18 protein-coding genes are annotated in these 23,424 nt (G+C 53.9%); 13 read left to right on the top strand and 5 right to left on the bottom strand.

What is annotated here, in order from left to right:
• Nucleotides 1–549: 549 nt before the first annotated feature.
• Nucleotides 550–2,220: a DUF6119 family protein gene (locus ACJRW5_RS23070; protein WP_484572822.1), complete on the bottom strand. Its 1,671-nt coding sequence runs from the start codon at nt 2,218–2,220 to the stop codon at nt 550–552.
• A gap of 404 nt (nt 2,221–2,624) precedes the next feature.
• Here ACJRW5_RS23070 and ACJRW5_RS23075 point away from each other — a divergent pair, with 404 nt between their 5' ends.
• The 4 genes from ACJRW5_RS23075 to ACJRW5_RS23090 all read left to right on the top strand — a co-directional run bounded on the left by ACJRW5_RS23075 (nt 2,625) and on the right by ACJRW5_RS23090 (nt 7,934).
• Nucleotides 2,625–4,676: a hypothetical protein gene (locus ACJRW5_RS23075; RefSeq protein ID WP_484572823.1), complete on the top strand. Its 2,052-nt coding sequence runs from the start codon at nt 2,625–2,627 to the stop codon at nt 4,674–4,676.
• Between the two features lie 396 nt (nt 4,677–5,072).
• Nucleotides 5,073–5,879 (top strand): hypothetical protein, encoded by an 807-nt coding sequence (locus tag ACJRW5_RS23080; protein WP_484572824.1) that lies wholly within the window; start codon nt 5,073–5,075, stop codon nt 5,877–5,879.
• Between the two features lie 103 nt (nt 5,880–5,982).
• Nucleotides 5,983–6,342: a histone-like nucleoid-structuring protein, MvaT/MvaU family gene (locus ACJRW5_RS23085; protein WP_484572825.1), complete on the top strand. Its 360-nt coding sequence runs from the start codon at nt 5,983–5,985 to the stop codon at nt 6,340–6,342.
• Between the two features lie 275 nt (nt 6,343–6,617).
• Nucleotides 6,618–7,934 carry a site-specific integrase gene (locus ACJRW5_RS23090; RefSeq protein WP_484572826.1) on the top strand — a complete coding sequence of 439 codons (1,317 nt, stop codon included), beginning with the start codon at nt 6,618–6,620 and terminating at the stop codon, nt 7,932–7,934.
• Between the two features lie 14 nt (nt 7,935–7,948).
• Here ACJRW5_RS23090 and ACJRW5_RS23095 read toward each other — a convergent pair whose 3' ends face one another.
• Both ACJRW5_RS23095 and ACJRW5_RS23100 read right to left on the bottom strand, forming a co-directional pair.
• Nucleotides 7,949–10,285 (bottom strand): relaxase/mobilization nuclease domain-containing protein, encoded by a 2,337-nt coding sequence (locus ACJRW5_RS23095; RefSeq protein ID WP_484572827.1) that lies wholly within the window; start codon nt 10,283–10,285, stop codon nt 7,949–7,951.
• Complete coding sequence (locus ACJRW5_RS23100) at nt 10,275–10,580, bottom strand: MobC family plasmid mobilization relaxosome protein (RefSeq protein WP_428205154.1); 306 nt, start codon at nt 10,578–10,580, stop codon at nt 10,275–10,277. The genes ACJRW5_RS23095 and ACJRW5_RS23100 overlap by 11 nt, the downstream gene beginning before the upstream one ends.
• A 454-nt stretch (nt 10,581–11,034) precedes the next feature.
• Here ACJRW5_RS23100 and ACJRW5_RS23105 point away from each other — a divergent pair, with 454 nt between their 5' ends.
• Together ACJRW5_RS23105 and ACJRW5_RS23110 are read left to right on the top strand one after the other, a co-directional pair.
• Nucleotides 11,035–11,508 (top strand): hypothetical protein, encoded by a 474-nt coding sequence (locus tag ACJRW5_RS23105; protein WP_404586125.1) that lies wholly within the window; start codon nt 11,035–11,037, stop codon nt 11,506–11,508.
• A gap of 41 nt (nt 11,509–11,549) precedes the next feature.
• On the top strand, nt 11,550–12,155 hold the full coding sequence (locus tag ACJRW5_RS23110) for an antitoxin Xre/MbcA/ParS toxin-binding domain-containing protein (protein WP_404586126.1): 606 nt from the start codon (nt 11,550–11,552) through the stop codon (nt 12,153–12,155).
• 335 nt (nt 12,156–12,490) lie between these two features.
• On the opposite strand, the gene ACJRW5_RS23115 is transcribed toward ACJRW5_RS23110, so the two are convergent.
• Nucleotides 12,491–13,363 carry an AraC family transcriptional regulator gene (locus ACJRW5_RS23115; protein ID WP_404586816.1) on the bottom strand — a complete coding sequence of 291 codons (873 nt, stop codon included), beginning with the start codon at nt 13,361–13,363 and terminating at the stop codon, nt 12,491–12,493.
• Nucleotides 13,364–13,502: 139 nt separating this feature from the next.
• Between ACJRW5_RS23115 and ACJRW5_RS23120 the strand changes: the two genes are divergently transcribed.
• Nucleotides 13,503–14,258, top strand: coding sequence for an SDR family NAD(P)-dependent oxidoreductase (locus tag ACJRW5_RS23120; RefSeq protein ID WP_484572828.1), 756 nt, complete (start codon nt 13,503–13,505; stop codon nt 14,256–14,258).
• 175 nt (nt 14,259–14,433) lie between these two features.
• Here the strand turns inward: ACJRW5_RS23120 and ACJRW5_RS23125 are convergent, their stop codons facing one another.
• Nucleotides 14,434–14,976, bottom strand: a complete 543-nt coding sequence (locus tag ACJRW5_RS23125; protein WP_484572829.1) for a HEPN domain-containing protein — start codon at nt 14,974–14,976, stop codon at nt 14,434–14,436.
• Between the two features lie 316 nt (nt 14,977–15,292).
• On the opposite strand from ACJRW5_RS23125, the gene ACJRW5_RS23130 reads away from it, so the two are divergent.
• The 6 genes from ACJRW5_RS23130 (at nt 15,293) to ACJRW5_RS23155 (ending at nt 23,340) form a co-directional block, all read left to right on the top strand.
• A complete protein-coding gene (locus ACJRW5_RS23130) occupies nt 15,293–15,847 on the top strand; it encodes an SLATT domain-containing protein (protein WP_313243083.1) in 555 nt (184 codons plus the stop codon).
• A complete protein-coding gene (locus ACJRW5_RS23135; RefSeq protein ID WP_484572830.1) occupies nt 15,844–17,208 on the top strand; it encodes a reverse transcriptase domain-containing protein in 1,365 nt (454 codons plus the stop codon). Before ACJRW5_RS23130 ends, ACJRW5_RS23135 begins: the two co-directional genes overlap by 4 nt.
• Nucleotides 17,209–17,337: 129 nt before the next feature.
• Nucleotides 17,338–18,150, top strand: a complete 813-nt coding sequence (locus tag ACJRW5_RS23140) for a hypothetical protein (RefSeq protein WP_484572831.1) — start codon at nt 17,338–17,340, stop codon at nt 18,148–18,150.
• 553 nt (nt 18,151–18,703) lie between these two features.
• Nucleotides 18,704–20,263 carry a carbamoyltransferase C-terminal domain-containing protein gene (locus tag ACJRW5_RS23145; RefSeq protein ID WP_484572832.1) on the top strand — a complete coding sequence of 520 codons (1,560 nt, stop codon included), beginning with the start codon at nt 18,704–18,706 and terminating at the stop codon, nt 20,261–20,263.
• A 101-nt stretch (nt 20,264–20,364) separates the two neighbouring features.
• Entirely contained in the window at nt 20,365–21,198 is an 834-nt protein-coding gene (locus tag ACJRW5_RS23150) for a glycosyltransferase family 32 protein (protein ID WP_484572833.1), read from the top strand.
• Nucleotides 21,199–21,225: 27 nt separating this feature from the next.
• Nucleotides 21,226–23,340, top strand: a complete 2,115-nt coding sequence (locus ACJRW5_RS23155) for a family 16 glycosylhydrolase (RefSeq protein WP_484572834.1) — start codon at nt 21,226–21,228, stop codon at nt 23,338–23,340.
• Nucleotides 23,341–23,424: the final 84 nt, after the last annotated feature.

Raw genomic sequence — 23,424 nt, forward strand, 5'->3', positions numbered from 1 at the left:
CTTCGGCGTACGTCGGAAGTAAGCCCGCCAGTAGAGTACAGTTTTCTTGTCGTCGAAATTGGCGGCCGTAAGTTTGCGTTCGTTGATCACTATCTGCGTATCGGTAACAGCCTCGTTTGGTGCTTTGAGCCATGGTTGGGCCTGGACTTTCAAGTCCTCCGCGCCATTTCATCTGTAATCCAATCCTCCCAAGAGTCGCTTCAAGATCTCTTGGCTAATTTTCCGGACCCAAGCGAAGCTAGCCGGACGTACGTTAGCGTCTTCCCCGACGGATCGATATTCAGTTTGATCGACTGGGATAGGTATTATGTTGAGCGGATAGTGCTGTGACGGTCCCCTGCTCAATGACGAATAACAGCCCGCTCTGCCTTTGAGACGGTCGCAAACGAAAAGTAGCGCGCTGGATTCGCTTGCGCGGTCGGGGGCAGAGTATGTGCTTGGTATGACTGAACCGAAGTGGTGTGGATGCTACCTTCTATGACGCGGTAGAGTTCGACCCAATGCTGACGGTGATGATAGGCCGCAATTGGCCAGGAGCGGCCGGTCACCTTACTCGTCATCACCCCCTTCCGCACCAAGCTCACCGGCGGGCTTAGCAATGATCTCGAGCGCAATTGGGATATCGAGCTGCTCTAGTCGATCTGCAGCCGCCTGCAGGCTGACCTTGCTGAAGAACGGGAGATCCAAGCTCCCGTCCTTGTAGGGCTTCCGCATTATCCCGTACACGACGGTGTACTCAGCGCGGGTCACTTTTCCATTGATTGCGGGCAGTAGTGATAGATACCTAGCTCGCCGCTGCCTGACGACTTTCCGGAGACTCTTTCTAAACTCTGCATCGCCGACCAGCGATTCGGCACTGACGATTCCCTGTGCCCAAAGATGGCTGATGGGCCCGGAGGAATGGCCATCCTTCAGGTGGATGAACTGCTTGGCATCTGACAGGAAGTCGCAAGGCTCGATGTTCGCGTACCGCACGCCTCGAGGATTGATTTTCACCTGATCCAAGCACAACAAATCGTGCCGGGTCGCTTCCAAGTGAGCGATCAGCTCTCGCTCATTCTTGCAGTGTGTAGGCCCGATTATTTCGACCTTGGGAATCTGACGGAAACGCTCTTCAATCTGCAGTTTGAAATTGCGCTCGATGCAGTACCAATGCGCGGAGAAGAGGACGTAGCTTGTCTCCTCTTCTCCTTCGCCGAGGGTGGTCTCGAACGTAAAGCACTGATAGACCTTCCACTGGGTGTTGAAGACCTCAGAAGAGGCGGTCTTGGCCCGGATGTAGTGCTTTTCGCACACCTCATTGACATCGCCTTCAAAATCGCAGCGATTGAGCTCTTCTACGTAGTCTTCGATGGAAAGGCTATGAAACTGAGTGCCACCACCGCCGAAGCCATTGTAGTGGAGCAGGCAGCCTTCCTCGTAGTTCAGTACCTCAGGTGGCGCCATGTGAAGGTCGCTCTCACCACCAGCACGCAGGGTCTGCAAGGCCTCAAACAAGCGATCATCCAGGGCCTGAATCGTGTCTTTGTCCCTGACAGTCTGCATGTTGTCGACCCACGCATAATCCTCCTTGTACGTATCGGCGCCGTACGCATCAAGGATCTCTTCACACTTATCTAACAGATCGTCGGAACCAACTCGGCATGTGATCGAAAGACTGTCCCGCCCGGCTAGGAATTTTGCAAAGTCGGAATTGAGAGGCGTACCGCCGGCGACGCGCGCTAAGTCACGGAGCATATCGACGCCGAAATCCTGGATGTCACTATCGCGGCTAGCCTGTACTCGCTTTTGAAAGGTCACCGCGTCGGGAGTAGCCAAATCCAGCGTTCGAATCCCATCCCGGGGTACCGAATTGAGCGTTACCTTCAGGCCGAAGTGGCGCTCAAATGCGTCGTCATCTAGCGCAAGGTGGATGTGGCCAAAGCAGATCGCCATAAGGCGATCTCGCACAGGAAGTATCAGGAGCGCACCTGCGCCACTCGAGATGATCTGATCCGCGTTGCCATCTATATGCTCCGCCACAAATGGAAGCCAGGAAGGCGGATTCGTATAGAGCTGGCCAACAAAGAGCACAGCCTCCTCGATCCCTATCCAAGCGTACTGCCGCAACGCACCCTTTCCACCGTCAGGCATGTAGGCAATCTTCAGAGCGGCATCAGGCCCCCGCTCTTCTCGCATAAGGCGTACCGACAGAGTTCTTGTTTTCTCTGGACTTGACATCGCGTCTCTCCGTGAGCATGACATGTCCTACAGGAAATACTAACAGGTGCGTGGCTAACTGCCACTCTGAACGTCCTATGGACCGACAAGGGGAAGCGGATGTCCGTAAGCAGCAGCTACCGGCCACTAGTAGTCTCTTGGTGAGACATCATTTGCTACTGTGGGTACTGCTTGTCAAATCTGGGGTGAAGGCGCTTAATTAATGCGGTGTCCGTATGAACGCAAATGAATCTACGCGGTGTCGCTCCCCGTCGTTTTTTAATCACCTCGATAGATGTATGGTGCTCACGAGTTAAGCCGGAGAGGCAGTCTCCTCCCCGGGCGTTTGCCCTGATTATGTTCAGGGAGGAACAAGCTGGACGGCGATGATGACTTTCCCTGACACCGAACATTAAGGACGATCAATGAGTGCCGATCACGACGATCATCGTAAACAGCTGCAAAATGCTCTTGAAAAGCTTGACCTACCAAAAGCCCTTGAAGCCTTAGAACACCTCAGTACCGAGGAGGTGACAGCAGCCTTTGCAGCGAAACTGGAACAGCCTGGTGCTTTTCAGATGCGAGGGGATCGCGTAAAGCGCAACAAGTTTTACGATTCGCTTCTGAACGCTACTGCTATGAGGAGCCAGCATACGCAGGCGCAGGCATTCGCTCAGGGTCTCAACGACAAGATTCAACTCATTGAGCAGTGCTTCGACGAAACTCGCTCGTCTCTCCCTGAGTGTGATATCTCCAAATTTCCTGAAGACATCCAATTCTGGAGTCATATTGAGCGGGCATCGCGAGAGCTCAGGGAGCTCCATGATGCCGCTCAACAGGCGATGGCAGAAATTAAGGCGAAGGCCAAAGCCAAAGTGCCGTTTGCGATGCCAGAAATGACAATGGTCAAACTGCCAGACGGTAATGAAGTGAATTCGGATGCTGCTTTTTCCAACATCATCGGCACTCTGAGCTTGACGTTGAAAATGCTCTCTTTTGAGCACAAATTGCTCTCTGGAGGCAAACTGGTTGCTCCGTCGAAAGCTGCGATCTTCGATGAGCATGTTTTCAAAGCCGGTTCTATTCAGCTCTACGCGATGACCTGGAACGCTCTTGAAGATATCGCGAACCGCACGCTTTTCTTTGGCGGCGAAATAACCAGCATGGAAAATGCTGGGATTCCTCGCGACACTCTTCCAGAAGGCTTTTACTCTAAGTTCCCGGATCCTCTCATTTTTCATCGTGCCCCTTCTGAGGCGGAGGTTTACGACTTCCTGGCCAATCGTAGGCTTCATTCCTGGGCGATGCAGAACACTATTCGGCTTATGCAAGGGAAGGATCAGCGCCTGCCCGTCATGGCCAAAGGAGCGGCAGCGCCAAGCCTCTCAAGTGGACCATTCGTTTCAGAGGAAGAAGGGATTGCCCTTACGACACTGACTGAGATTTTGTCATTTGATGTTTTCTCAGATCAGGAGCGCTACCACGGCCTGACTCTGCGGGAGTGGGTGAGAGGCTACTGCTCGCTGAAGCTGATGGCAGAGATTAAACAGGCCGACACCTGCTTGATAACATTCGACAAAGCGGAGCTGGAGCAGGGTTTCAGTGATTACCAGATTCCCGACATGTGCGTTCCAACACTCATCCATCACTTGACGTTCGGCCAGGACAGCCGTGATCTCTACGACTCACCATTGATCCGTTCGAAAGATGGCAAATACTCACTGCTTGCAGATGTCCTTATCACCTGCAACCTTCCAAACGTTCTTTTTTCGAGGTTGAGCTCGCTCGAGACTCAGTTTGAGAAAAAAGGGAAGGGTTTTGAAGACAAAGTCGTCTCGTTTTTCCAGGCGCGGGACTACCAATGTGAGACTACCAGCTTCAGCATCGACCACGCTCAGTACGAATACGATGCCTTGCTCTTGCTGGACGACACGCTGTTCCTGATCGAATGTAAGAATACCTTGTTGTCGGGCAATCATGCGGTGCAGGCTCTGCGTTATAGCAAGTTTATCGACGACACAGTCAAACAGGTCAAACGCCTGGAGCGCGGCCTAAGGGCCCGTCCGGAGGTAGTCGAGTCGCTGTTCGGTCGGAAGCTCTCCGATCTAACGGTGGTGCCAATGATTTTGAATTCTATGAACTACTCCCGGCCGCCCGTGAACGGTGTCTACGTTTCCGATTACTCAGCGTTGAGCAAATTCTTCGACGAAAGCACCATTTCTGAGTTCCACTGGGAGAAGGGTAAGAAAAAGGTGAGAAAGGTCATCTGTAGACTCTGGTCAGGAGAACAGCCTACCGCTCAAGAGTTGCTTGCGTACCTATCTATTCCGCCTCAGTTGAAGCTCATAGCGGATTATTTGACGTACATCAGCCATCCACGTCCTACGTCCGAAAATTCGATCTTCTTTTCCGGCGTGCTGGAGGTAGATGAGTCCGCACTGCAGAAAGCGAAACAAGAAGCGCCAGCGGTCGCTTAACTTGGAGAGTGTGGCCAGCAACGCTGGCCACATGTCCTCGTTAGTGAGACAGAGGAATCTTTCTGATCGGCTGGCTGAAACGGTGCAGAACAACAATTGCCCAGTAATTGTTGTGCGGGTCGTACGATAGATTGCAGTGCACTGTCGTTAGAGCGTGACTCAGGACCAAACGGCCGCTTTTTGGCCGGTTGCAGTCGGTGAAAACGGGCCACTATCGGCCACAACAGGCCGTCAGAGCTGTCCACGAGATAGACGTCACGCAAAGCGTCTGTAAGGTATTTAGAAAACCTCTGGCGATTCACTTCGCTGCATCAAAACGCTATTGCCGTAACTTCAGCGCCCTGGATCGCCTGTAACGAGCTGCCCCATGGCTCAGGCCTTACTCAAGGAAAGCAGATGAAACAACGGACACTTGACTGGCGTAATCGTCGCAGTTGGCTCGGCTCGATTCGTTTCTACGCAGGTGAGCTGTTAGATCCTACCCTGCGCCGAAACCTTGAGCGAAAACGGCCCAGATGCTGGTCAGACGACCTGTCTTGGCTGCCTAACCACGAAGATCTCGTACCTGCTTTCTGTGAAGTGCTGACGAGCTATTACAGCCATGCGAAAGCGTTCCATGGCTGCCGCCCTGAGAACACCCGTTCTTACTACGAGCATGGCCTGCAAGGACATCAGCCAGACCGAATTCAAGCTCGATTTCGAGAGCTGTTCCACGACGTCGATCCCAATCAACTCCAGAAAGCTATCGATGAGCTGGGCCGCCGGAGCACCAGTGAGAAAGGGAAAATCTGGCTGACCGGGGATGATCGCAAAATGCTTGATGACTTCGGACACTACTCCATCAATGGCAGCGAATACCTAATGTCGCTGGCTGCCAGGCTGACCCGCTTTGACCGATATGGAGAGGATTATCGCTGGAGGCTTCGCGAGATTGGCGTACCCACCGTTCTTGAAGTGGACATCCCCTTTGCCCTTATCCGCCCAAGACAGATAACTGAAGTCGCGAAAATGATTTTGTCCGCGTGGGGGCAGAACGTGACAGGTAAGCACCTCGGCATGGACTCGCCCCCCTGCTATGTCATCCATGAGGATATTCCGGCTGACTGCATCAAGGATCACTACCACCCTGAGCGCATCAGGGACGTCCACCGCGAACCGAGCATGTACGTAAGCAACATAACTCGGTGTGAAATGTGTGCGTAGCATCTTTGTCCGGAGTCTTTCTGAGCCAACGGTAGCTCAGTAGGTCGTGTTTTTCACAATCGTCGATTAAGATTTATACACCCCCTCCACACGAGTCCATCACATGTCCAAACTCGCAGAATTTAAAGCCCTAGAAGCTCAGCTCGCAGCACAGCTCAAGCAACTCGACGCCATGAAGGATGATGATGGCCTGAAGCGCGAAATTGAGTTCGAGAACAAGCTGCGTCAGCTCATGGCTCAGTACGGAGTCGGCCTCAGAGAAGTGATCGCGCTGCTGGATCCGCAGCGTCTCGGACGCCCCACCGCAGCCGAAAGCAGTAGTCCGCGCCGCGAACGTAAAGTGAAAATCTACAAGAACCCCAAGACCGGTGAAGTTGTTGAGACGAAAGGCGGCAACCACAAAGTATTGAAGCTCTGGAAGCAAGAGTTTGGCGCTGATGCCGTTGAAAGCTGGCTTCAGTAAGCCAGTCCCGATCCGCCACAAGGCACCTCGCGAGGTGCCTTTTTTATGCCGCATGTAGCACTAGGATTTTTTTATATATTAAGTATTGACACCGCTACAGCACTTACCAGCCGGAGGCTGTAAAGACGTCAATATACAAATAGTAATATTTTTAACCGGAACATATTGACAGCTTAAAAACCAGCACTATATTCGAGCTCAAGCCTGGCAAGACCTAGGCCCGGCCATCAAACATGTCTCCGGATGGCCCCACAACGGAGCAACCTGGAGCCTAGATGCAATGTACAAACTACGTAACGCTTAACCTACCGCAACACCCCAGTTTTAACCCTGCGGTCATCGCGACCAAACTTCAACAGCTGCTGAATAATCCTGACCAGCTACAGGCCATCCTCGGAGTCCCACCGGCCTCGCTGCCTCAAGATCCTCTACCTCCTTCGCTATCTCTCCAGCAAGCTGCAGAACGAATGCACCGTGCGTTTTTGGTAAACGGTGCTTGGAAGCATGGCACTGCCTACAAGAATAGATCCCAACTACAGCAGATCATAGACCTCCTCGGGAGAGACCGAGCTGTTAGCTCGCTTAGCTTGCAGGACCTTACAAAGCTGAAAGAGTCTCTCGAATTCAAGAAAAAGAACACGCTGGAGCTACTACCGCCTGATAGTCCCTTGCTCACAGAAATCTCGCCAGATGATGTCATCTGTGGCGAAACCATCCATCGCTACTTCAATCTCCTGAAGAAGTTCATCACCTTCTGCGACGAATCAAAATGGTTGCCCAGGCGCCTGCCTCTGCACGAAGTCATGCTGCCCAACCTTTCAACCACTGAGTCGCACTACAGGACGTTTACCCCTCCGGAGTTGGAAGGCATTTTCAATAGCCGTATCTACACCACCAACGCCAATGAGAAACTCCAATGGACACCTTTCAGCTACTGTTTCTGGCTTCCGCTGCTGGGCCTTTTCACCGGTGCACGCCCAGGTGAGATATGCCAGCTCTACGCAGGCGATATTTTCAAAGTAGACAACATACCGGTCATGCGTGTGACTGATGAAGGGCCAGAGCAGCGACTGAAGAACCGATTTAGCGCTCGAGATATCCCAATCCATCCCAAGCTAGTAGATATCGGCTTTCTAGATTTCGTTGAGATGCGTCGCAACGAAGGCGGACGATATCGCCCGCTATTTCCCGAGCTCCCCTATGACAGAAAGCATGGTTTTGCGCGGACAGCGTCTCGCTGGTTCAGCGGTCAAGGCGCAAAGGACCAGGGATATTTGGCGGCATGCGGCCTTTATAAAGGGCAAGGCGCGTGCCTCTATAGCTTCCGTCACACATTCGTCCACACGCTGCGCAACAAGCTTGGCGTGCAAGAGATGATGATCAAGAAACTCATTGGGCATGGCACCAAGGATGACGTTACGATCAATTATGGTGAACATTTCGCTCTGCCTCTCCGTATGGAGAAAATCGCGCAAATCAACCCTGACGTCGACCTCTCCCATGTCTCATGGGAGCAATACCAACAACTGCAGCGCCGTAAGCCTCACTGTCACAAGGAGAAACGGAAGCCGCCGGTATCGCGTCCCCGCTAAGAACCTCGCCTCGCTCAATACCCACCCGGGCGAGGCGAATCCTCCGACGTCGAATTTTCCTTCCGCTGGACTACTTGAGCTATCGATATTGGCAATTCAGCATCATGTGTAACGGGTGGAACTAACGATCGTGTACGCCCAACTTCTCCTTTCAGCGCGCTTAACTGCACGGATAGCTGCGCACCTATCGTTGCTGAATCGAAACGAACATTGCTGCAATGCTGCAAGCGTCCGCCCTGCCAACAATCAAACCCTGGAAGCGGGAATGTCACCGCACCGATATGCGGTTGCACGACAGCATCGAGCCCTACCTGGACTTGCTCGGCTAAACGCCTCATGACCAGCCGATTTTCGATACCGTAATTCACATGCACATAGACTTCAGTCACACCGCCAATAGCAAACAGGACGGTCGGTTCGATACCCTCGCTTCGTAGCCGCACCAGATCACGCTCAGTCACCCCGTTTAGATGCAGCCAACTGCCACGCGAAGTGAGAGACAGCTGCACATTGGCGCCCTGACTATTGAGCACTTGCAAGTTCGACCAGTTGGGTGAGAGCTCGTCACTACGGGTCAATTCACCAATCCGATCCTCCCCGGGGATGCCGAAAGTAACGCGCCAATGCGTAAAACGACGCTCCAGCTCCCACAGCATATCTAGGGCTGATCGCCACTCTTGTCTAACTAACGCAGGCTGAATGCCTTGGCGCCATTGCGCAGCGTCACCTAAACGAGTCGCTCGCCTCAGGTATGGTGTCGGGCATGGGTCTGAAATCACCCGCGGCTGGTTTTCGCGTCGACGAGCAAGCTCTTGAGATCCCTCATCAACGTACGCATCTCCGCCATTTCGTCTCTCGTCTGCTTCATTTCGTTGCTCATCAGCAGCCGCATTTCCTTGAGTAGCACCTGATTCTCTAGCGCCAGAGACGTCATCGCCTGGAGCAAGGGATACATGACTTCCGCCAACTCTTCGCTTGTCGATACTTTCGCTTGGCGCATTCTGTCGAGCGTTGTCGCCAACGTCAGGGCCATCTCCTCCGTTCGGTGTCTTAGTTCTCTCTGGCTGATTTCCTCGGCCATTTTCAGCTTGCTCATTCTCTAACCACTCCAATCTCAATTTATCTGCCTCTGTCGGCACGTAGCCCTCGGTCGAAATACCTCGCAGCGATAACTCGTACCAAAGCCGCCTTCGAAACGCCTCGCTGCCTCTGACGACCATTTGTTTAGCCCCTCGAGCCTGAGCCCGCTCAGCGATGGCCTGATAAACCGCCTGGTGAGAGGACGTTGTTAGAAAAACCTTGGGTGCCTCGACGAATGCAGTCCGTGTCGGACGGTTCCGCCAGACCCAGTCGATGCGGTCGGCAGTAGGTTTCGCAATGAACTGGGAGAGCCTGTACGGCGTTTCGATAGTTGAGGCAGGTGGCTCTTCAGGACTGGAGGCAATTTGAGCTTCTCCGCTCTCGACCTGCTGCTCGGCAGCATAAGGTCGAAGCAGATGAAGATGTTGAGAGCCAGCAAAGTGCAACTGTTTGGCGAGCGAGCTCCAGGAGTAACCTTTCCCAAGATCACTCCCTTTCATTGGTTGCCCCGTACCATAGCGAAACGAGATTCCGGAGACTCCTCCTGTACTGGCGATACGGGGCATGGGTGTCACACCGGCATCCAGCAGGCGCTGCCAGAACTTGGAAAATGTAGGCTTGCCTGCCATCGCCGCATCTAGCACCTGCCGCAACAACATCCGATCAGAAGACTGTCCAGTACGTAGAACCATATTTAGCTCATTGGAAGACGGCGATTTTCTCCGAGCGGGCTCCCCTCCCGCTCGCCCGACCGTGACTTGGTACAGGCCGTGTTTTACTTCCAATCGAGCAGCCGAAGCCTCCCACAAGCGGAAATCCATCCGAGGGTTCCAGATGCGCCCCCCAAGCTCGACGGTTGAGAAAACGATATGGACGTGCAAATGCGCTTTATCGCCGTGGACAACGTACAAAACTTGCCGCTCTCCCGGAGCCACCTCAGCCATCGCCTCTTTCGCAAGCTCAACAGCCTGCTCGGCAGTGAGTTGATCTGCATCATGTTCAGCATTACCTGGGAAAAAACTCATTACCGAATGAACAAAATAATCCTCCGGAGGCTTTTTCCCGACACGCTCTTGGGCAGTGAATGACCACAGCTCGGAAGCCCATTGCTTGGCGTAGCCGAGCGGAGTTTCGCCGGGCAGCATGGGTAATGCGAGGAGCGATTCGTGTCGCAAAACCCGCTCATTCGATTTTCCCTTGCGAGACAGAAGATACCGGACGAGGTTGCGCAAATGCTGCTTCGAACGATGCTTGCGAACCTTAAAAATCATCCAGAAGTCCCCGCAAAGCTCGTAACTCGACCGCTATTTCACGCAGAGCCTCCTCATCCATATGCACTCCGCAGTTGGCCCAGTGGGCCAACTGGTTGAGGTTATTGCCAATACGCGAGAGCTGATTGATCGATTGCGCATCCCACACTGATCTCGGGGGGATGATTTCGCGGTCCAGGGCAGAGCGGATCAGCCAATCGGCCGTGCTGAGATGAAGATTACGAGCCTTCGCGACGATGGCTTTCTTGTCGGAGGGGGTGATTCGGAGGCACAGCCTCGCTGTTTTTCTATCCATGATGAGCACCTTGTTATTATTTTTATGTCAATGCTATTGACGTATTAAGTACGCCTTTCTTTTTCAAGCGAAGCGCCGAAAAAGCGAGCCGCGCTGGGAGGAACGAAGTGACGTACAACGCCTTTGCTCGCAAATCCGCAGCTCGATAAAAAGTATCTCATAAAGAAAACCGAAAAAAACATGGCCAAGGAAACTTGGTCGTTTTCGACGGAAATTCGGTAATTTCCCCTTATTTTCTTCGCTTTAATGAACACCACTCTCCTCGAGAGTGTTTCCCACTTCGGCCTTTCCTTTCCAAATTTGGACACCTAACGTCCGAATTCGGCCCTGCCGTTCCGGATTCGAAATCGTATGGCCAAACGCGGCCACCGAATGCCGTCCTCGGATCACGGACGACCAAATTCGCACCAGGAGAACCGAAATGGGAAGGCTGATACCAATGGTGCAGCTACAGATGATCAACGAACCCGGAATCGCCGAGCGGCTGAAATCCAATTTGCGCGAAGCTACCGGTAGCATCTCCCTGACCGAAGTCAGAAACTGCATCTCGAACCCCAGAATCCGGGATTTCTACGTGCGAGAGCTCGACGCCTCGGGTCTTCCGCTGGCCGGTGTAAGCGCCCTGAGCGAAGTCAGCATGCTGGCGGACAACTGGCAGAAAACGTATGCCATCAGCCTGAACGACTGGCGCGATAGAGAGAGAGCGTTGCAACTGGTCAACGATTTCCACTTCCAAGACCCAAGCGTCTCGATAGTGCAGGTCTGGTATTGCGATCCACGCGAGATTTACCTGCATGAACTGACCTGGCTGCTTGCCCTCACAGTGTCCTTTACCGATTGCGAACTGCGCAGCTGTGAGCGTACCTGTGGTGCAATCAACGAAGTCCTTAAACCTCACGGCTTTGCACTTGAAGACTCTTGGTTCTGAGGCCACAACGCATCATCGGATGCCAGGAATAGGAAACGTATATGAATAAACAGTTGGAATCCTACCTGTGCACTCGCTATCCAAAGCTACTGCACACGGAGGGGCCGGGATCCCTTTACTTGTTCGGTTTTGAGTGTCAGGACGGCTGGTTCACGCTGATATACGCAGCATGCGAGCTGATCCAGGAACACTCCAGTTATCGGGACTCAGAGCAAGTCGTTGCATCGCAGGTGAAAGAGAAGTTTGGGGGGCTTCGTTTCTACTACCACGGTGGTGACGACTACATCGAAGCTGTAGTTGATCTCGTAGAAAGGTTGTCGGAATCCATCTGCGAGCTATGTGGCGCCCCGGGTCTAATCCGAGAGCGCAATGGCTGGCTAAGCGCCCGCTGCGAGGCCCATGAGAGGCGATGCGCAATGCCAACACCAAAATTGGATGAGTGGATCAGACAGGGGGATTCGATGGCGAGAGTACTAGGCTCTGCTCTCAAACTCTTCGCCTTCAGCGCGACCGAAACTGCGCGCTGGTTGACATCGCCAGCAATGGCAGCAGGCATGAAATCCCCACTCGAGCTTCTACAACCAACCAACGGCCACCGCATCGTGTTAAACCTGATAGGGCGTATCGAATACGGATTGCCTCTCTAGCAGCAACCAACGTTAACGCCCGGCAATCCGCTACCGGGCGCTCTCCCCCCTTCACTCGCCGCTTCCGGCCAGGAGCGGTCAGTCTGCCCCCTAAATAATCCTATCCTCTTTTCCTCAAGGCAATTAACTCGGCAACCGATACTGGTCTCCGGAATATGGCACTTGATACCAGATGCCAGAAAAGCGGCGCTGACTGCATTACTGGGTTGAAGATGCAGAGCAGCATCCTTCGGCCGTGGGACAACACTCAATAGCGGTGGCCGCAGAAGGTCGATTTTCGGCGCCTCTGGCTCCATCGCGAAGAGAGGCTGCAAAGGGAGCGGGGGCGGCGGTGGTCAGCAAACTCCAGCCGTATGCCGGCCCGGCGGCATGCCGAATAGGCGGCGGTATTCGCGACTGAACTGCGACACACTTTCATAACCTACGGCGAATGCCGCGGTACTGGACGAGGCCCCTTCCCCGATCATAAGACGACGCGCCTCTATCAACCGTAGCTGCTTCTGAAACTGCAATGGCGTAAGCGACGTGTGCTTGCGGAAATGATGATGGAATGAGGATGTGCTCATGCCGGCTACGGAGGCCAGATGCTCCACCGGCAACGGGCGGTTGAACTCGCTACGCAGCACCGCCACTGCAAGCGTAATACGCTGAGCATGGCCGTCCGGCCAGCCTAAACGACTGATTGCCGAACCATGCCGCCCAGCAAGCAACCAGTAGTGCAACTCGCGCATCAACGAGGCATGCAGCACCGTCGCTGAAACCGGTCGATCCAGCAAGCGTATCAGTCGCAGCGCTGCTTCAACGACTTCAGTGTCAGTCGGTTCTATTTTTATTGCTTCCGCCTCAGGACTCGGAGCGGACTTCATCTCCTCCATTAACTCGGTGAGCAAGGCGGGATTTAGATCGATCACCAGCGATATGTATGGTACCTCGGGACTCGCCTGAACAATCTGACTGACCGTCGGTACATCGGCGGTGATCAACAGGGAATCTCCCGCACTGAAGGTAAAGGTCTGAGTTCCCATCATCACCTGCTTGCGGCCTTGCAGGACGAGACAGGCGAGAGGCCGGGTAATGGCGTAATCCAGCCCACTGGGTTCATGCGTACGGATGATGGTCAAGCCGGAAATGGGAGTTTGGGCAAGGCCATTGGGGCCGACATGTCTATCCAGATATTCGCGAACGACCTTCAGCAGTGCTGCGCTCATCGGTGCTTCCTCAGGCTGAACTTGGGCACGTTGCTCACCATTGGAGAAATAGGCAAAAAGCTTCGAGGTTCCGATAAGGACGGGACTACCGCGTAGATCACAGAATGAAATCCCCTTCACAAAGCAGAGGATATTTACCATGACCAAGATCGCTATCGTAACCGGTTCCAGCCGTGGCCTCGGTCGTAACACCGCCCTGAGCATCGCGCGTCAGGGTAGCGATGTGGTTGTCACATATCACAGTCAGGCCGACGCCGCACTGGACGTGGTAGCAGAAGTCGAAGCGCTGGGGCGTAAGGCTGTCGCGCTGCCATTGGACGCCGGCAACGTCACCACTTTCCCTGCCTTCGTACAGCGCCTGCACCAGGCGTTGCGCGAGACCTGGCAGCGTGAAAACTTCGATCACTTGGTCAACAACGCCGGCCACGGGGACATGGCCTCGATTGCCGAAACCACCGAAGCGCAATTCGATGCTCTGGTGAACGTGCATTTCAAAGGCGTGTTCTTCCTCACTCAGGCATTGCTGCCGTTGCTGGCCGATGGAGGTCGTATCGTCAACATTTCTTCGGGGCTGACGCGCGTCTCCTATCACGGCTTCTCCGCCTACTCGGCGGTTAAGGGTGCAGTGGAGGTACTAAGCCTGTACATGGCCAAAGAACTGGGCAGCCGAGGTATTACGGTCAACACTGTGGCTCCGGGAGCAATCGAGACCGATTTTCTGGGCGGTGCAGTGCGCGACATACCGGATCTGAATAAGGTGTTCGCGGACATGACGGCGCTCGGCCGCGTTGGCGTGCCCGACGATATCGGCCCGATGATCGCCAGCCTGCTCGGCGAGCAGAATCGTTGGATCAATGCCCAGCGTATCGAGGTCTCCGGCGGACAGGCGATCTGAGCTGCCTGGCGCGCACATACTAGCGCGAAGCCCTTGGCTGGGTGCCCGAGTGGCAACCTGCTCCTGACCGCAGGACGCGAGCAGAGCATGGTACCGCTCGGCACTGCGGTTGAACCAACGCCTACTGCCAGAGAGAAATGGGTACAGCCTCATTTATGCTGCTCGAGTGGACTGCTCAGATGTTCGCATCAAGGCAATTATCCGTCTTTTCTACAAGCAGCTTGATGAGGCGGATAGCCTTCTCAAGCTCCTCCCGCTTGACCAAGTGAGGCGCTGGCGCACCCGTGCTCTGTACCTTGGATCGATGCACAGCCCGGCCCCGCTTGCTGATCAAAGTATCAAGCGCCTTTCTATTTCCTACCGCATCAGTGCTCATACCGCCCCAGTTGGTGGTGACGTCAACACCGAGGTAGTCCAGAAACAGCTGCTTAGTCTTGGTTGAATCAGGATTGTGAAAACGCTTGAGCTCGTTCTCCAGCTTCTCGGCCATGAAGTCTCCACATCTGCTTCCCTTGATCAGCTTGAGCTGGATCGCCAGCGCTTCGGTGACCCGATCCTCAACATAGGTTTCCCAGGCGGTCAGGGCCATTACTAGGCCCGCACGCTTGAGTACCTCAGCATTGGCCGGTGGTGGGTTGGCATTGAGTGAGTCGAAGTGCTCTAGGAGCTCCTCGGCGTCCTTAATCGAGTACTGGAAAGCTTGCTCTGCTTTTGACATCAAAATCCCTCTCATAGATAACGCGATTTCCGCGTCACTGGCCGCACCCCGGGCAATACTCTAGCTATGTTTAGGTGACTAAATCGACTCAGATCTCCCAGACACATCCCACTCCGGGGCTCCCTCCTTTCCAAGGCGGATAATGGCACTGTAGAATCACCCCTGGAAGAGGCAGGTTCTTCCTCTCGCTCACACGAGGGCGGTTCTGATAATGAACGGTTTCGACCGTTGAGCGCACGCTCACTGATCCCCTGGGGATGTTCAATGTACTCAAATCCTCCTGCCTTCTTCCCCCAATTTCTAAGGAGAGGTACGGGTGAAGGACAAGGTCTGGTTTACCTTCAAGGCGCGCATCCAAGCACATAAGCGCTTGGAGTGGTTGGACTTCCACTCTCAGACACTACTCGTCTGGTATGCCTTCCTCAGTACCGTTCTGTGCGTACTGACCATTCGCTACCCCCACATCCTTGGCTGTGACACCGATGTCATGGCCACCGTGCTTTCCGTTGCTCTGCTCGGGGTATCCCTCGCAGTGACCAACCGCGACTTCCGGGGTCGTGCCATGGCGATGCGCAGTAACTACCTGCAATTGCAGAACCTCTACAACGTGTTGGATGCTCAGAATGCTGCTGGCAATCCTGCCACACCGGCACAGATCAGCCAGTACGCAGACCTTCTGGCCGAATGTGAAAATCACAGAGAGGTCGATGACCGTATTGCCAGGGTGTTCGCCAGCAACCTCAGCAGTCGCCACCCGACAGGCTTCGAGCACAAGTACGCTTACTACTGGCTTACTCTTCGCCTGATTACAACCACGGCGCTCTACGCCCTGCCACTGATCGTGGGCCTTATAGCCTGGGCAATCACATGAGTGCTGCGCGTAGTTTCAACAAACATTTTGCCCGCAAGCCACTGCTGCGGATCTACACCGACAAAATCAAAATATCAGGTGCCATTGGCCTTGATCGTATGCGGCCCGCCAAGCTGGACGAAAACCTGACTGAGGTGCTCGACTTCATCATTCGCAAGGCTCATGAGGGTACGTATCGCTTCACTGCATACAAGGAGAAGCTGATTCTCAAGGGGGCTACCTCCACCCCTCGACAGATCTCGATTCCAACGGCCCGAGACAGGATCGTGTTGCGAGCTTTATGCGACAGTCTTGCGGAAGTCTTTCCTGCAGCAAAGCTATCGCTGCCCCAAGAAGTCATCGATGACCTGAAGGAAGGACTGAAGTCAGGCAAATACGCAGAATATGCCAAGATCGATCTGAAGAATTTCTACCCATCAATTCCCCACTCCTTGATCAAGTCGACGATCTGGAAAAAGGTGCGCAAGCCTCAATTCCGGCACCTGATCGAATCAGCGATCACCACACCGACAGTGCCCGAATCCAAGGGCCGAAAAGACTCGCCCGACTCAACTGTCGGTGTTCCTCAAGGACTCGCCATTTCAAACCTGCTAGCTGAAATCGCCCTTCAGGACATCGATGCAGAGTTCAAGGCCCGTCGACGCATCTGGTACAAGCGCTATGTCGACGACATTCTGATCTTGGCGCCGAAGGGCAAGGCCAAACGCGTGGCTGATGATCTCATTGCGGCCTTGAAAGGCCTTGGGCTTTCGCCCCACGACTTCGGCCCTGAATCCAAGTCGAAAGTGGCGGATCTTACTGAGCCTTTCAGTTTTCTGGGTTACCAGATCGACGGAGATCAGATCAAGATTCGCCACGAGAGCATCCTCAGGTTTGAGTCCTCCCTCGCGAAGATTTTCACCGCCTACCGGCACAAGGTCGCCGCCTCCCACTCGAATACAGACCTACAGCGAGCCAGGGCCTACTGCGAGTGGAAGGTCAACCTGCGGATCACCGGCTGTTTCTTTGAGGGCAAACGACGAGGCTGGGCATCTTACTTTTCCCAGATTACTTCGACGACGCAGCTACGATCGGTCAATCACACCATTCGCAAGCTCACCCAGCGCTTCTCCCTAGAGGGAAAAATTCAGACGAAGTCACTTATCAAGACTTTCTATGAGCTGAAGCGAGGCAAACCTAAGAGCCACTCCTACATTCCCAATCTGGATGATCTCGACATTGGGCAGAAGAGGTCGCTACTGGCGATCTGGATTGGCGACGGTGCGTTGAGCATCTCTGATGCGCGCGCTGAACGGCTCTTTGAAATCAAAGTGACGAAGGCTGTTCGCGAGCTGGAAGAGGATATCGCTCAAGCTTCCTGATACGGGCTATCAGTGAATCACTGCTCTGCTTTGCTCTTAGCTGCATCGAAGCAAGACACCCTGCCCTCGGCGCCCCGGCTCCCCTGGAACTCGCCCATCCAAAGCGCCGGTCTTACTCAAGGAAAGCAGATGAAACAACGGACTGGCTTGGAGGTGTCTAAGAAATCAGGGGCGATTCAGACACTGGACTGGCGTAATCGCCGCAGCTGGCTCGGCTCGATCCGTTTCTACGCAGGCGAACTGTTAGATCCTGCCGTGCGCCGATACCTCGTGCGCAAACGTCCAGAATGCTGGTCAGATGACCTGTCTTGGCTGCCTGACCACGAAGAACTCGCTCCCGCCTTCTGTGATGCGCTGGCGAGCTATTACAGCCATGCGAAAGCGTTCCATGGCTGCCGCCCCGAGAACCCCCGTTCCTACTACGAGCATGGCCTGCAGGGACAGCAGCCTGACCGGATCCAAGCCAGATTTCGAGAGCTGTTCCACGACGTCGCCCCCTATCAACTCCAGAAAGCGATTGATGAGCTGGGCAACCGAAGCACCAGTGAGAAAGGAAAAATCTGGCTGACCGGGGACGATCGCAGAATGCTTGATGATTTCGGACACTACTCGATCAATGGTAGCGAATACCTAATGTCGCTGGCTGCCAGGCTGACCCGGTTTGACCGATATGGAGAGGATTATCGCTGGAGGCTTCGCGATATTGGAGTACCCACCGTGCTTGAGGTGGACATCCCCTTTGCCCTTATCCGCCCCAGACAGAGAGTTGAAGTGGCGAACATGATTTTGTCCGCGTGGGGACAGAACGTGACAGGCAAGCACCTCGGCATGGACTCACCCCCTGCTATGTCATTCATGAGGATATTCCGGCTGGCTGCATCAAGGATCACTACCACCCCGAGCGCATCAGGGACGTCCATCGCGAACCGGGCATGTACGTAAGCAACATAACTTGGTGTGAAATGTGTGCATAGCATCCTTGTCTCCCGCTGCACTAGTAGCTCACAGCCAAGGTAACAGAAGCATACCCTTGGCGTGTTCTCCAGCGCGGTTCATGTGCAAAGAGATCTCCTCAAACTGATGGGTTGCACGCATATCGACGCAGATCAAATAGGAGGCTTGCGCTGTTCAACAGCTCCTGAGGGGGCTTAGGTTGGAGGTTTAGCGTGGTGAGTCAGCGTGGTGTGCGCTATATAAGTCCCATCTCGGCATCCGCACATGGATGCCGTTAGTGGGGAAAGCGCGAGCGCTCAAAGGAAAGCTGCCAGCTTGCGTGCTCAGCACCAAGTTGTCCCGGCAAGCCGGCATGACTATAACTGTGTTACGGTTCTACTCTGCTGCATAAAGGGTGCGTGGAGCGCTCACCCCACTAAAAGGAAGCGCCATCATGCAAGTAGATGTTTACGGATGACGAGATTGACAGCACGTGAAAGTCCTCTCATATAACCCAGGCCACGATGGCGCCATTGCACTAATTCAAGATGGACGTTTGATAATGTCTATCGAAGCGGAAAAAAATTCGAACTATCGGTATTCGTCACTTGCTATTCCGGATGTTCTGGATGCGATCGGTGAGTTAGAAGACGTCCCAGATGTCATTTGCGCTGGGGGGTGGTGGCCTCGCGATCATAATGAGTATCTATATGGCTCGAAAACAAATGTCGGATATCGTGGAGTGTCCGATAACGACGTCATCATAAGCCAAAGACGTTTCCTAAAACGAGATGTGAAGTACTTTTCATCCTCACACGAACGCGCACACTTACTTTGCGCCTTTGGTATGTCTAATTTTCCAAAAGGAACCCCTTGCTATGCATTAGTCTGGGAGGGCGGCCTCGGTGCTTTTTACGAAATTGATTCAGAACTTAACATCACACTGGTTGCCGATGTTCTAGATCAGCCGGGAAATCGCTACGGTTTACTCTATGGCTTGGCAGATCCGACCTTTCCAAAAACTGGAGCGTATCCCCGGCATTCAGATGCAGGGAAACTCATGGCGTTGGCATCATACTCAAAACGGAGCACGCCTTCCGCTGAAGAGAAGAAATTGATTCATTTTCTTCTCGGCGGCCCGTGCCAAGCACTGAGTTCTTATGAGAGCATTGAGAGCGCGCCTCACTTCAATGTGGGTCTGGAAGACCATGAGTTTAGAAACTTTGCAGGGATTTATAGCGATGCGCTATTCGATATCTTCTATCGGTTCGCAAAAACTCACTTGAAGAAAAAGCTTCCACTGATTATTTCCGGTGGATGCGGGTTGAATTGCGACTGGAACACGAAATGGATGGAAACTGGCCTTTTTTCGGAGATATTCGTGCCCCCGGTCGCCAATGATTCCGGCGCCGCCATAGGCACGGCCGTCGATGCGCAGTTCCGCTTTACTGGCAATCCGAAGATCGAATGGGATGTCTATGCTGGATTAGCTTTTGATGCGCTCGACGTGTTCAATACTGAGAGATATGACACCCAAGATGTAGATTCCGCTGTAATTGCCGAGATGCTGGCGAGCGACCTCATCCTCGGATGGGTAAGCGGCCGATACGAAATCGGCCCACGCGCACTTGGCAACAGGTCTATCTTGGCTGCCCCGTTCCGAGATAGCACACGAATTAGACTGAACGAGATCAAGCAGCGCGAACAGTTCCGTCCGATTGCTCCTGTATGCCTCCTGGATGATGCAGAGAGGTTGTTCGGATGTGCACACGAAAGTCCACACATGCTTTTCACTCATCGAGCAACGACGAACGCCCTAGCAGCCGTCACGCATGTGAACGGTACGGCCCGTCTCCAGACCGTCACCTCCAAAACCAACAAAAGACTTTATGACCTGCTTGTCGCGTTTAAAAAACGCACTGGGTACGGGGTATTGTGTAACACGTCTCTGAATTTCAGCGGGAAAGGCTTCATCAACAACATTGCTGATCTTGATGCCTACAGCGTGGAGCATGGATTGGACGGGTTTGTGGTTGAAGGGCGGGCATATCTGCTAAAGGATTCGCAGCGATATCAAACATACAAGGCGGTCGCGGACTCTTCAACTTTGGCGACCCGCTAACCGGGCAGAGCCTAGCGGTAGGTGCGCCGCGCATCACGCTGGAAGGGCATCAGTCAGGTGCTCCAATCCGTTGCATGACTGTTACTGAGTAAGCGAAAAATATGGATTCATACCCTCTGGAATTCGAGGAGGACGATCAGCTGCGATCCACCTTTATCCGAAACCTCACGTTGCATCAACTGGATCGCGCGGAAACTTCGAATGTTGCCGGATCGAACTTGGCTTCGAGTATTCCGAAGAAACTCATACAGTACTGGCACGATCCGCATGATGTGCCGGAAGACGTTCAAGCCTGTATCAACAGTTGGAAGAGGCTTCGCGCGGAGGGCTTTGAGTTTCGGATGTTTAACGATGTATCCGCGGCCGAGTACATTGCTGAGTGGTATGGAGCGCCCGAGCAAGAGGCATTCGCGCGATGCCGACATCCGGCAATGCGCTGTGACTATTTGCGGATGTGTGTCTTGGTTGCAGAAGGTGGACTTTATGTCGATGCAGATGACGTACTGCTTGGAGACAACTGGAGATACCTTTTCCATGACAGCGCACTTAAGGTTCAACCGCTTTGCTACGACATCCCATCTTGTAGCATGGTGCCAGCGCAAGAGATCTGGAGAAGGGATCTATCGACAGTTGAACGCATATTTTATGTCAACAACGATCCAATAGCTGCGCCAGCCCATCACCCCATACTGAAGCGAGCGCTGTCCCGCTCGACTGAGAAGCTTTTAGCCACGGCTCGCTTGCCAGAGATCCAAGAGACGACTGGCCCCGGAAATTTCACCGCGTCGTTAGCCGCGCACGCACGTGACCTGATGATTAAGGGGGCTCCTCTCGACTTTGAGTTGTTAAATAACTGGGAGGCCATTGCGGAAACACGTTGGGAGCTTTCCTACCGTAATGACGCCCGCAACTGGCGCAATATGAACTCCCACTGAGGCGGCTATCTGGAGTAGGAAATTTCGATGAATCTTAGGGACGCTTCGGGCATGTTGCGTGGGATTGCATTTCGGTTTCTACATGCCGTGGTGAGCATTTTTCCGGGGGGGAAAATCTCAGCCTTTGGTACGGGTGAAGGACTGATCAACTCGATTCTAATTATCAACCTTGACCGGCAACCGCGTAGATGGCGCCGCGTGGTCCGAGAACTCCGGCGGTTCCGCACCGCCGACGATGTTTCCCTTGCCTCTATAGCGCGACGTTTCGCTGCAGTGGACGCTCGCGATGGCCGCGCCGTCGCCGCAACAGCTGATGTCGACTCGACATACCGGATTGGTGACCAACTCTACGTCCAGCCAGATGCAAGGCTTGAGGAGTGCTTTCCCGTCAACGAGCCGATAAAAATGACGCGGCAGGAGATAGCTGTAGCGCGGTCGCATGTGGAGGTTTGGAAGACCATTGCACGCGGGACAGACAAATATGTACTAGTTCTCGAGGACGACGTTTGGTTTAAGAGAGGTGCAGCGGCAGCAATATCTTATGGCTGGCGTGCAGCCATTCAACACTGTTGTGCTGAGGGCGGTCCGCGTTTGTTGTACCTATCCTATGAAGATGCTGGGGGAACAGCAGAACGTATTAACCTCTGCGATGCTCTTTTCCGACCGGTACGGGGACTTTGGTTTCTCTCCGGCTACATCTTGTCACGTGAGGGGGCGGAGGCACTGTTACGGGCAATGCCAGTGATTGGTCCTGTGGACATGTGGTTAAACTATCGCTTTGGTGAGCTCGGTGCACTCGCTCTCTCCTCGCCGGTGATATTGCAGCGACAGGACTGCGGTTCGGATAATTCATATTCCGTACTTCCTTACCTAGCGCGAGCGGGGATTATTGATGCAGGCTCAGGCCGTATGGCGCCCGAACGGGCGGGGGCTATGTCGGTGTTGGCCTGGACTAACCGCGGAGAGCATGAAGCGCTCGCAATGGCTCTGTCGATGTTGGGGTTGCGAGTGCGGGTGTTTGATGGTGATGAAGATGCAATTCGACCGCAAGACTTGTTGAAGCTTTTCGATATGTTCGACGCCCTCGTTGACGCTCCACTAGCCCCGGAGGCGATAGAAGCCGCAACCGCAGGGAATGACGTAAAGTTTCTCATAGAAGCGAAAACAGTATTTCGGTCCGAGACTCAGCCGGGAGCTCTACCTTCTTCACGCACCGCGATTCTGTCGTATGACGAGTCAGGCTGTGGATTGTGGGAGCCGATCTGCAGTCTTCTCCGCCTTACCGAGCCCGTGCAGTCTTTCCCTGTTGGAACACCACGTTGCCTGAGGATGTTTCGAGACGGTAGAGCAGAAGGCACGCACCGGATTGATCCTTTGCCTCCTCAGCAGATTTCTTTGCTAGATGAGTCACCTTGGATCCTTCCGGCCAAATATGGGTGGCAGCCGAGAGTATCCTCGAATCGGCCCATACCGCCCGTAGGGGAACTGCTCGTTTTCTCTGAAATGACTACAGAGACGTCGTCTTTTCCCGCGCTCGTCGAGACGTTCCCGGGGAATTTGGTATCGTTTTCGAAGGATGCTCTCGTTCATGATAAGGACGGTGCCCATCTCACAGTCAGCAAGGTCGCCACTGGAACCAAGCAGTACCGCTCGGGAGCCTTCGCGTCAAAACAACGGTTCGGATACGGTCGCTTTGAAGTGGAGATAAAAGCCGCCAGCGGATCTGGCCTTATTACTGGCTTTTTCCTTCACCGAGATACACCAAGGCAAGAGATTGATATAGAACTAGCAGGAGATGATCCTCGAAGCATGCTGGTCAACGTCTACTTCAACCCAGGTGACGATGGCGCAGCAATAAATTTCGGCTATAGGGGGTCGCCTTGCCGTATCGACCTCGGCTTCGATGCTACTTCGGACTTCCATGTTTACACGGTTGACTGGCGACCGGACCGTATCACATGGTCAGTGGACGGCCACATTGTGCATGAGCGCGTAGGGTGGGACCCTACTCCAATTCCACATCTTCCAATGCGACTACACGCAAACCTCTGGGCGCCTCGGTCCGAAGAGCTCGCCGGACGGCTCGATCCGCATGCCCTGCCAGCGACAGCGACCTTCAAAAATGTATCTGTGTGGGCGTGACTCCAATCGTGGTTACACGGTGGTATGCAAAGTGAGGTCAAACCCGCTCGCTGGAACGGCCTTAGGGTTGATTAATATCTCGAC

The organism is Pseudomonas pichavaramensis, assembly GCF_050473265.1.
In the GTDB taxonomy this organism is placed as follows: domain Bacteria; phylum Pseudomonadota; class Gammaproteobacteria; order Pseudomonadales; family Pseudomonadaceae; genus Aquipseudomonas.